This window comes from Streptomyces phaeochromogenes, from assembly GCF_001418655.1.
Lineage (GTDB): Bacteria > Actinomycetota > Actinomycetes > Streptomycetales > Streptomycetaceae > Streptomyces > Streptomyces phaeochromogenes.
Window position 1 is genome coordinate 1 of sequence record NZ_LIQZ01000356.1, and the last position, 9,691, is coordinate 9,691.

At 69.7% G+C, this 9,691-nt stretch carries 10 protein-coding genes; 7 read left to right on the forward strand and 3 right to left on the reverse strand.

Annotated features, from left to right (window positions below; all coding sequences use genetic code 11):
- Positions 1 to 192: 192 nt before the first annotated feature.
- Positions 193 to 1,404, reverse strand: coding sequence for a CaiB/BaiF CoA transferase family protein (locus AOK17_RS37640; RefSeq protein WP_055617103.1), 1,212 nt, complete (start codon positions 1,402 to 1,404; stop codon positions 193 to 195).
- 176 nt (positions 1,405 to 1,580) lie between these two features.
- Between AOK17_RS37640 and AOK17_RS37645 the strand changes: the two genes are divergently transcribed.
- The 6 genes from AOK17_RS37645 (at position 1,581) to AOK17_RS37670 (ending at position 6,551) form a co-directional block, all read left to right on the forward strand.
- Positions 1,581 to 2,075 (forward strand): PaaI family thioesterase, encoded by a 495-nt coding sequence (locus tag AOK17_RS37645; protein WP_055617104.1) that lies wholly within the window; start codon positions 1,581 to 1,583, stop codon positions 2,073 to 2,075.
- A 4-nt stretch (positions 2,076 to 2,079) separates the two neighbouring features.
- Entirely contained in the window at positions 2,080 to 2,931 is an 852-nt protein-coding gene (locus AOK17_RS37650; RefSeq protein WP_055617105.1) for an enoyl-CoA hydratase-related protein, read from the forward strand.
- Positions 2,932 to 3,075: 144 nt separating this feature from the next.
- Positions 3,076 to 3,528 (forward strand): FAS1-like dehydratase domain-containing protein, encoded by a 453-nt coding sequence (locus AOK17_RS37655; protein ID WP_055617106.1) that lies wholly within the window; start codon positions 3,076 to 3,078, stop codon positions 3,526 to 3,528.
- Positions 3,525 to 3,947: a MaoC/PaaZ C-terminal domain-containing protein gene (locus AOK17_RS37660; RefSeq protein ID WP_055617107.1), complete on the forward strand. Its 423-nt coding sequence runs from the start codon at positions 3,525 to 3,527 to the stop codon at positions 3,945 to 3,947. Before AOK17_RS37655 ends, AOK17_RS37660 begins: the two co-directional genes overlap by 4 nt.
- Positions 3,948 to 3,951: 4 nt before the next feature.
- On the forward strand, positions 3,952 to 5,427 hold the full coding sequence (locus AOK17_RS37665) for a class I adenylate-forming enzyme family protein (RefSeq protein WP_055617108.1): 1,476 nt from the start codon (positions 3,952 to 3,954) through the stop codon (positions 5,425 to 5,427).
- The gene (locus tag AOK17_RS37670; RefSeq protein WP_055617109.1) at positions 5,424 to 6,551 is read left to right on the forward strand and encodes a serine hydrolase domain-containing protein; all 1,128 of its coding nucleotides are present in this window, start codon (positions 5,424 to 5,426) and stop codon (positions 6,549 to 6,551) included. Before AOK17_RS37665 ends, AOK17_RS37670 begins: the two co-directional genes overlap by 4 nt.
- 88 nt (positions 6,552 to 6,639) lie before the next feature.
- On the opposite strand, the gene AOK17_RS37675 is transcribed toward AOK17_RS37670, so the two are convergent.
- Positions 6,640 to 7,821: an amidohydrolase family protein gene (locus AOK17_RS37675; RefSeq protein WP_055617112.1), complete on the reverse strand. Its 1,182-nt coding sequence runs from the start codon at positions 7,819 to 7,821 to the stop codon at positions 6,640 to 6,642.
- 98 nt (positions 7,822 to 7,919) lie between these two features.
- The gene (locus tag AOK17_RS37680; protein ID WP_055617110.1) at positions 7,920 to 8,720 is read right to left on the reverse strand and encodes a FadR/GntR family transcriptional regulator; all 801 of its coding nucleotides are present in this window, start codon (positions 8,718 to 8,720) and stop codon (positions 7,920 to 7,922) included.
- Between the two features lie 169 nt (positions 8,721 to 8,889).
- On the opposite strand from AOK17_RS37680, the gene AOK17_RS37685 reads away from it, so the two are divergent.
- The coding region (locus AOK17_RS37685) for an enoyl-CoA hydratase-related protein (RefSeq protein ID WP_055617111.1) at positions 8,890 to 9,691 on the forward strand (802 nt) is incomplete at its 3' end.

The following is a 9,691-nucleotide window of genomic DNA, read 5'->3' on the forward strand; positions in this document are numbered from 1 at the left end:
CCCCCGAACCCCCGCTCCTCAAACGCCGGAGGGGCTAAATACTGCGCAGTTCCCCGCGCCCCTAAAAACCCAGGGGCGCGGGGAACTGCGCGGCCAGCAACAGCCGACCTCCACCCGACAACCCACCCCACGGGGTCTGGGGCGGAGCCCCAGGGGACGGGAATGGGTAGGGGCGGCGGGGGCGAAAGAACCTCACACAACCCCCCGCGCCCGCAACCCAGCCAACTGCCCCTCAGTCACCCCCGCCAACCTGCCCAGGACTTCGGCGGTGTGCTCGCCGAGGCCGGGTGGCGGGGCATAGCCCTCGACGGGGGTCGCCGTGAAGCGGATCGGGTTGGCGAGGAGCGGGAGGCGCCCGGACGCAGGGTCGTCGACGTCGACCAGCATCCCCCGATGCTGAATCTGAGGATCGGCGAAAACCTCGGGCAGCTCGTTGAACGGCCCGGCAGGGACGTCGTGTTCGTCCAGAACGGCGAGCCACTCGTCCCGCGTCCGGGTCAGCATGATCTCTTCGAGCACAGGCAGGATCTCCGCACGATGGGCGATCCGCGCGGAGGTCGTACCGAACCGCGGATCCTGAAGAAGATCGCTGCGCCCGGCCGCGGCACAGAACGCGGCGAACTGCTTGTCGTTGCCCGCAACGAGGAACACCGGCTTGTCCTTGCACAGGAAGGCCTGTGAAGGGACCCCGCCGTAGCCACCGTTGCCGCGCCGCTGCGGAACCTCCCCGGACACGAGGTAGTTCATCGCGAAGTGCGACAGCGAGGCGAGCCCGCAGTCCAGCAGGGAGAGGTCGATGAACTGGCCCTCGCCGGTGGCGTCCCGGTGTCGCAGAGCGGCCAGGACGGCCGTGGAGGCGTACAGCCCGGTGAGGATGTCGACCATGCTGACCCCGACCTTCATGGGCTCGTCGGGGTGTCCGGAGACGCTCATCATCCCGGACATGGCCTGGAAGATGCCGTCGTAGCCGGGGCGGGCGGCGTACGGTCCGGTCTGGCCGAAGCCGGTGACCGACAGGTACACCAGGCGCGGGTTGAGCTCGCGCAGGCTCTCGTGGTCGAGGCCGTACTTCGCCAGCGTCCCCGCGCGGAAGTTCTCGACGAGGACGTCCGAGCGGGCGGCGAGGGCGCGGATCAGCGCCTGGCCATCGGCGGTGGCGTGGTTGACGGTGACCGACTGCTTGTTGCGGTTGCAGGAGAGGTAGAAGGCGGCCGTGTCCGTGCGGTCGCCCTCGGGGCCGGCCGCGAAGGGCGGGCCGTACGTCCGTGAGTCGTCGCCCGTCCCGGGGCGCTCGACCTTGATCACCTCCGCGCCGAGGTCGGCCAGCATCTGGGTGGCCAGCGGGGCCGCGAGGATGCGGGACAGGTCGAGGACGCGTACTCCGGCCAGGGCGGTCGACGGCATCGAGGGGCCTCCCTCTGGGGGAGTACTCCGTGCCGGAGCACCCCGTGACGAGCGAGCTAATGAGTTATATAAATAATACATCTGGAGCTCGGGTTCGTCCCGTACGATTGCTACAACTATTCAATTCATGTAACTATATCGATCGGCTGGACAGGCCGAGACCGGAGGGCGTGCGGATGACCGTCGCGGCGAGGACCCTCACCGACCAGGAGCAGCGCGAACGCCGTGCGTGGTTCCGGGCCCGCTGGGAACGCGGGGTCGCGTTCAACCGCAACTGCCGGATGCGCATGCTCCGTTGGGACTCCGACGGCGTCGAGGTGGCCCTTCCCTACGCCGAGGCCCTCTCCGCCCACGAAGGCGTCTTCCACGGCGGAGTGATCTCGGCACTGATCGACACCGCGGGCGCCGGAGCGGTGATCGCCGGGCACGACTTCCAGAAGGGGAGTCGGCTCAGCACCGTGTCGATGTCGGTCCAGTACCTCGCGCCGGCCCGGGGCCGGGAGGCCGTCGCCTTCGCGCGGTGCATCAGACGGGGCCGCCGCCTGCACTTCGCCGACGTCGACGTGCGGATGCCCGACGGACGTATCTGTGCCCGGGGCCAGGTGGTGGTGACCATCTCGGGGGAGCGGCCTGGCGTCGGTGACCCCATCGAACCGTTGACCGAGGAGTGACGTGATGTCCGAGGAGCCCACCCAGGACCAGGACCTGGTGCTCTACGAGGTCGACGAGGACGGCGTCGCCACCGTCACCCTCAACCGGCCCGAGCGCAAGAACGCGTGGAGCATCCCCATGGAGCGCCGCTTCTTCGCGCTCCTCGACGAGGCCGCCGAGGACCCCGCCGTCCGGGTCGTGGTCATCACGGGCGCGGGCCGGGCGTTCTGCCCCGGCATGGACGTCCAGCGGCTGGAACAGAACGCACAGCCGGGCCAGTCCCTCAACCTCCAGGCCCGCGTCCCCATGTACAGCAGGCGCAACATGCCGAAGCCCCTGATCGCCGCCGTCAACGGTGCCTGCGCGGGCATCGGCCTGGTCCAGGCACTCATCTGCGACATCCGCTTCGCCGCCCGCGGGGCCCGCTTCACCACCGCCTTCACCCGCCGCGGCCTGGCCGGCGAGTACAACATGCCGTACGTGCTGCCACGCGTCGTCGGCCTGGAGAACGCGCTCGACCTGCTGCTGTCCGGCCGGGTCTTCGACGCCGACGAGGCGAAGGAACTCGGCCTCGTCAGCCGTGTCGTGGAACCGGAGGACCTGCTCGACGCAGCCCGCGCCTACGCCCGCGACATCGCCCGCAACTGCTCCCCGCGCGCCATGGCCGTCGTACGCCACCAGGTGTACGGCGATCTCGACCGCGACTTCACCGGGGCGCTCGCCCGCTCCTACTCCGCCATGGAGTTCTTCGCGGGCTCGCCGGACTTCCGCGAGGGCGTCGCCAGCTTCGTGGAGAAGAGGGAGCCGAAGTTCGAGGGACTGCCTCCCGACTTCGACCCGGACGAGGCCACCCGCGACGCCTTCCTGCCGTACTGACCCGACGTACTGAGCCGACGTACTGAGCCGACGTACTGAGCCGACGTACTGAGGCGACGTACTGAGGCGACGTACTGAGGCGACGTACTGAGCCGCCACGCGGCGCACCGTACCGACCGCCGTACCGACCGAGGAGACTGGACGATGACAGGGCAGCCGTTCCCCGTCGAGGCCGGGCACATCATGATGTTCGCCCGTGCCATCGGCGACGAGACCCCGGCCCACCGGGGCGAGACCGTACTCGCACCGCCCACTTTCACGATGGCGAGCGCTCAGTACGACCCGGACCATCGCCTGCGGCCCAGGCAGGGCGAGGAGTGGTTCGGATCGGGGAGCGGTCCCGGGGTGATGCCCGAGGGCGGCGGCGGGCTGCACGCCGAGCAGCACTTCGAGTACCACCGCCCGGTGCGCGCGGGGGAGACCCTGTACGCGACCACCGTCCCCGGACGCAGCTGGGAGAAGCAGGGCCGCACCGGCCGCCTGCTGTTCAGCGAGCGAGTCACCGAGTACCGGGACGCCGCCGGCGAACCCGTCGTGAGCGCCCGGACCGTGGCCGTGGTGCCCGAGGGCCCCGCAACCCCGAAGGACGCACGATGAGCCTGAGCGCGGACGGCATCAAGGTCGGTGAGACCCGGGAGAGCGTGCTGGTCGAGGACCTGAAGCGCACCCGGATCGTGCAGTACGCGGGCGCGTCGGGCGACTACAACCCGCTGCACACCGACGAGCGGTTCGCCATCGAAGTCGCGGGCTATCCCGGCGTGTTCGCCCATGGAATGCTCACGATGGCCATGACCGGCCGGGTCCTCACCGACTGGGTCGGCACGGAGGCACTGCTGACCTTCGGAGTGCGCTTCAAGGCCCAGGTCTGGCCCGGGGACACCCTGACGGCCACGGCGACCGTCGAGTCCGTCGAGGACACACCGGCCGGACCGGTCGCCCACTTCTCCGTGCGCACCGTCAACCAGAACGGCGCCGAGGTGGTCACCGGCATCGCGGCGGCCCGGCTGGAGCCCTGAACCGATGGGCGGCGCGCCGAAGGCCGTAGCGGCACCCACCTGGACCGCGATGGTGAGCCGTGCCTACGACCACGCGCGCCCCGCCGTACGGTTCCGCGACCTGAGCTGGACAGGACGCGAACTCCTCGACCGGGCGGGCGGCGCGGCGGACCTGCTGGACACGCTCGGCCTCGCCCCCGGTGAGCCGGTACCCGCGCTGATCGCCACCTCCGCCGACGCCCTCGCGCTGGTCATCGGCGGCGCGGGATCGGGCCACCCGCTCGCCCCGCTCGGCGTCCGCGCGACCCCGTACGAGATCGCGGCGGTGGTCAAGGCGTCAGGGTCACGACTCCTCCTCGCCCAGCCGGAGTTCGCCGAACTCGGTGAGCAGGTGGCCCAACTGGTCGGCTGCCCGGCCGTCGTCGTCCCCGAACCGCGCCCGAGCGGACGGGCGTTGACCGCCGAGCCCGACGCGCTCGCCGCAGTCCTGCACACCTCCGGGACGACCGGCATCCCCAAACCCGTCCCCATGACACAGCGGCGGCTGGCGGCCCGCGCCCACGTCAACGGCCGGCTCTGCGCGCTCGACCCCGACAGCTTCTACGGTGGCAGCGCGCCCTTCCACCACATCGCAGGCCTCGGCAACATCGCCGTCGCCCTCGCCGCCGGCGCGCTGATCACCGGCCTGCCGCGCTTCACCGTCGAGGGCTGGGCCCTGCTGCGGGAACTCGGAACCACCCACACCAGCATGGTCCCCGCGATGCTGGAAACGCTGCTTGCGGCCGGTCAGGCCCGCCACGAAGGGCTGCGCGTCCTCCAGTACGGCGGCGCGCCCATCCGCCCCGGCACACTGCGGCGCACGTACGAGGCGATGCCCGGCGTCCGCATGCTCAACATGTTCGGCCAGACGGAGGGCTCGCCCATCAGCGTGCTCACCCCCGAGGACCACCGCGAGGCGGTCGCCGGACACACCGAACTGCTGCGGTCCGTCGGACGGGCTGCCCCCGGCGTCGAACTGCGGGTCCGGGACGCCGGACCGGACGGGGTCGGCGAGATCCACGCCCGCGCCGACCATCTCTTCCGCGTGGACGCCGAGGGCTGGCTGCACAGCGGCGATCTGGGCCGGGTGTCGGAGGACGGCTATCTCTACCTGTCCGGCCGACGCACCGACATGATCATCCGAGGTGGCGAGAACGTCCACCCGCTGGAGGTGGAGACGGTCCTCGCCGCGCACCCCGGCATCGCGGACGTGGCGGTCTCCGGCGCGCCGGACGACCGGCTCGGCCAGACCGTCGTCGCCTTCGTCGTACCGTCCGACCGTGACGAACCACCGGAACCGGCGGCGCTCAGGACGTATGCCCGCGACCGCCTCTCCGGGTTCAAGGTGCCCGTCCGCTGGTGGTTCGTGGACGAGCTGCCACGCAACGCCAACGGCAAGGTCGTACGCCGCGACCTGCTCGAACCGCCGGAGAACACCGGGGAACAAGGGAGGCTCGTATGACACTTGACCACTCCGTCGTCGCCCCGGAGGCCGTCGGTGTCGACCCGCACCGGCTCGACGTACTGCTGCGAAGGATCCGGCTGGAGGTCGACCACGGACCGCTGCCGTCCGCGCAGGTCGCCGTCGCCAAGGGCGGTCGGCTGGTGGCCTTCGAGACCTGGGGCGACGCCCGTCCGGACACCCGGTACGTCCTGCAGTCCGTCGGACGGTCGATCGTCGCGGGCGTCGTGTGGAAACTGATCGGCGACGGGCTGCTGGACGTGGGCGAGCAAGTCGCCGCGATCATCCCGGAGTTCGCGCCGAACGGGAAGGAGGTGGTGACGGTCGAGCAAGTCCTCACGCACACCGCCGGCTTCCCCTTCGCACCGCTCGGGTACCCGAAGATGCTCGACCGCGAGCAACGGCTCGCCGCGTTCGGCCGCTGGCGCTTCGACACCCCGCCGGGCAGCCGCTTCCAGTTCCACCTCACTTCGGCGGCCTGGCTGATCGCCGAGATCGTCGAGCGGCGTACGGGCCTGACCTTCGCCGAGTACCTGCACGAACGGATCGTCCGCCCGCTGGGCCTGTCCTCGATCGAACTCGGCGTCCCCGTGGACCGACAGCCCGGCACCGTCGCCCCGATGATCGCCACCGACCGCACGGACGACGACCAGGACCCCGACCCCTGGGGGCCCTGGTACCTGTCCGACCCGCGCGTGCTGGCGGCCGGCGAACCGAGTCACGCGCTGGTCGCCACCGCCGCCGACGTGGCCCTGTACTTCCAGGCGCTGGAGCACTCGGGCCTGTGGAAGCCGGAAGCGGTGGCGGAGGGCACCCGGATCCGTCTGACCGGGCACCCGCACGGCGAACAGATCTACGGGGGCGGAAGCGGGCGGCGTACGAGCGTGGGGCTGTTCGTCACCGTGGCCGGTCCTGACGCGGGCAGCCAACTGCCGTCCACGGGCTCACCGTTGCTCTTCGGCAGCGCCGGCGCCGCATACCAACTGGGCTTCATGGACCCGGAGTCCGGCCTGTCCTTCGCCTGTCTGAGCAACGGCTACCCGCTCGCGGGCTACGACCACTCGCGGCGCGGCGCGGGCTTGCTCACCAACCTGGCGAACCTCGCGGCCGACCTCGCCGATTGAGCGCGGGCCGAATCTCCGAGTGGCATGTCCTACTGAGCGAGCCCGGTACCGATGTCGGTACCGGGCTCACTCACGTTGACCGCCAGGCTCAACGGCTGATCAGCTGCTGGGCGTTGTTGTACATGATGTCGTCCTGGACCGACTCGTCGAGTTCTGCCAGGAGCTTGCGGTAGTCGGCCGGGTTGGCGATGCCCTCCGCGTGCGGGAAGTCCGAGCCCATCACGATGGACTCGTGATAGCCGAGACGCTTCACCAGGCTAGGGATGTCGTCCTCCGGGTAGGGCACCACCCGGATGTGCTTGCGGAAGACCTGGCTGGGGCGCTCGTCCAACTGGCCGCCGATCCAGGGGCCGTTGCGGCCCATGCCGCGGCTCTTGTCCATGTGGCGGACGAAGTGGGGCACCCACTCGGCGCCGAACTCGGACACCAGGACGTTGATGTCGGGGAAACGCCCGAAGAGGTTGTCGAAGATCAGTGCAGACAGCGTCTCCTCGATCGGGCGCTGGCCGTAGGTGTTCATCCACTGCCACGCGGACATCCGGAAGTGGATCGGACTCGCGTCGTGGCCCCAGGCAGGGGCGACCTTCGAGTTGTAGTAGAACTCGCTGATGTGGTAACACACGCTGGCCTTGGCCTCGTTGACCAGTTTCCAGAACGGGTCGAAGTACGGGTCCCCGGGCGAGCGGCCGTACTGCGGGCCGGTCGGCAGCATGATGAACCGGGCGCCCTGCTCCAGCACGAACTCCAGCTCCTTCACCGCACTGTCCAGGTCACGCAGGGACAGCAGGGCGGGGGAGTAGATGCGGTCGTTGTGGTTGAAGCCCCACACCTCGTTCATATAGCGGTTGAACGAGTGGTAGTTGGCGTAGAGCGGCTCGACGCCCTGTACGTACTCCTCGGCGACCAGGGCCCAGCCGCCCGGATAGATGATCGTCTGGTCCAGGCCCTGCTCGTCCATGACGCGCAGCCGGGCCTCGCGGTTCTGGTACGCCTCGTGCATCGGCTCGAACTGGTACGTCTCGTCGGGGTTGCCCGAGGCCATCGCCTTGAGCATCTCCTTGAGCGATCCGGGCCGGTAGACCTGCCCGAACTCGGGCTCCAGACAGACCACGATCCGGTCCCCGGCGAGGATGACCTCACGGCCGTCCGGCAGGGTCACCGGCGCCACTGCCTGGCCGAGGAACTCCTTCGGGAGGTAGCGCGTGAAGGAGTCCCGTTCCTCGTACATGTGCTGATCGCAGTCGAAGATCCGCTTGCGCTGTTCGGCCATGGCCGTCGCCTCCACCCTGAAGCCATTCAGTACGCCTCCTATAATTATCTAACTATTTGGAGAACGCAAGGGAGGGTGAGGAGCGGGTGTTCAGGTGGTCAGTCGATGAGCTCCAGAACTGTCTTGGGGCCCAGTGCGTTGACGACGTCGTCGGCGCTGGAGATGTGCCGCTGCCACAGCTTCTCCGCCTCGTCCGCCTTGCCGGACTCGATCAGGCCGACCAGCCGGACGTGCGCCCGGTGCCCCTTGAGGGCCTGCACCTTCTGGGTCTCGGCGTCGGTGGCGGCCGCGGTGTACGAGGCGTTGGCCCGGTCGATGATGTTGCGCAGCATGCCGCACAGGAGGATCAGCGTCTGGTTGCCGGTGAGCTCGACCAGGAGGGCATGGAAGGCGTCCTGTGCGTCCACCAGGGCCAGGGGGTTGTCCAGTGCGGCCTTCTCGGCCGCCACTGCGTCGCGCAGCCGCTTGATGTCGTCCGCCGTGTGCTTGGTCGCCACCTGGCGCGCGCACGGCGGCTCGATGAGGGCCGCCGCCCGGTATACGTCCCCGAGAGTGGCGCCGCGGTACTCCAGGATCAGCCCGGCGAAGCGGGCCGCGACGTCCGAATCGGGCGCGCTCACCCGGGCGCCGCCGTGCGCTCCACGGCGGACCGTGATGAGGGACTCCGACTCCAGGACGCGGAACGCCTCGCGCAGCGTCGGCCGAGAGATGCCGAACTGCTCCATCAGTCCCGACTCCGGCGGCAGCGCGTCGTCGGGCTTCAGCTCGCCCCGTACGATCTGGCGGCGCAGGTGTCCTGCGACCAGTTCGGCCGTCTTCGGTACGCGCACCTGGCGTCCGACGGGGCCGCGGGAGGGAGCGGGCACGATCGGCGTCTCTGCGCGGGCTGCCTCAGCCACGGTGGCTCCTCATATAGCAAAATGAATCGTCTTAGTGCATCGAGGGTACCAGGTCAAGGGTCGGGTGATCTTGCCCTTGCGGGACTCGGTCTGGCGTCCGGGCCGTCGTTGGGTATATAGATGATTCATCTAGCTATAAACCCAACACGGGCCCGTGGGAGTGACCTCGATGACCGAGAACCCGACCCCGGTGATCCTCACCGAGCTGACCGACGACGGGGTCATGCTCCTCACCCTGAACCGGCCCGAACGGCACAACGCCTGGACGCTGGAGATGGAGCTGCTCTATAACGAACTCTTCGACCGCGCCGAGGCCGATCCGGCGGTCCGGGCCGTCGTGCTGACCGGGGCGGGGCGCAGCTTCTGCCCGGGCATGGACATGAGCGTGCTGGACGGGGCGTCCTCCGGCGCGAGCCCGTGGCCGACCGACCAGCTGCCGCCGCGCACCCGGCCCATGTCCTTCCCGAAACCTCTCGTGGCGGCCGTCAACGGCGCCTGCGCCGGAATCGGCTTCAACCAGGCGCTGATGTGCGACGTGCGGTTCGCCGTACCGGACGCCAAGTTCGCCGCCGCCTTCAGTGCACGCGGCCTGGTCGCGGAGGACGGCGTGTCGTGGCTCCTGCCCCGGCTCGTCGGATACGGGAACGCGAGCGACCTGCTGCTCTCCTCACGCCGGATCACCGGTACGGAGGCCCTGGTGATGGGCCTGGTCAACCGCCTGGTCGAGCCGGCGGAACTGCTCCCGACAGCGATCGCGTACGCCACCCGACTGGCCTCCTCGGCCAGCCCGTACGCGATGTCCCTCATCAAGCGGCAACTCGCCGACGACCAGTCGAGGAGCTTCACCGAGAGCCGCGACAGCGCGGCCGAGCTGCTCGCCACGGCGAAGCGGGCTCCCGACTACCGCGAGGGCGTACGCAGCTTCATCGAGCGCCGACAGCCGGAGTTCGCGGCGCTCGATGAAGCTGCGT

Bases quoted from the DNA above. Each gene is read 5' to 3' on its own strand.
- AOK17_RS37645 (WP_055617104.1), top strand. From the start codon at position 1,581: ATGACCGTCGCGGCGAGGACCCTCACCGACCAGGAGCAGCGCGAACGC.
- AOK17_RS37660 (WP_055617107.1), top strand. From the start codon at position 3,525: ATGAGCCTGAGCGCGGACGGCATCAAGGTCGGTGAGACCCGGGAGAGC.
- AOK17_RS37665 (WP_055617108.1), top strand. From the start codon at position 3,952: ATGGGCGGCGCGCCGAAGGCCGTAGCGGCACCCACCTGGACCGCGATG.
- AOK17_RS37650 (WP_055617105.1), top strand. From the start codon at position 2,080: ATGTCCGAGGAGCCCACCCAGGACCAGGACCTGGTGCTCTACGAGGTC.
- AOK17_RS37675 (WP_055617112.1), bottom strand. From the start codon at position 7,821: ATGGCCGAACAGCGCAAGCGGATCTTCGACTGCGATCAGCACATGTAC.
- AOK17_RS37640 (WP_055617103.1), bottom strand. From the start codon at position 1,404: ATGCCGTCGACCGCCCTGGCCGGAGTACGCGTCCTCGACCTGTCCCGC.
- AOK17_RS37670 (WP_055617109.1), top strand. From the start codon at position 5,424: ATGACACTTGACCACTCCGTCGTCGCCCCGGAGGCCGTCGGTGTCGAC.
- AOK17_RS37655 (WP_055617106.1), top strand. From the start codon at position 3,076: ATGACAGGGCAGCCGTTCCCCGTCGAGGCCGGGCACATCATGATGTTC.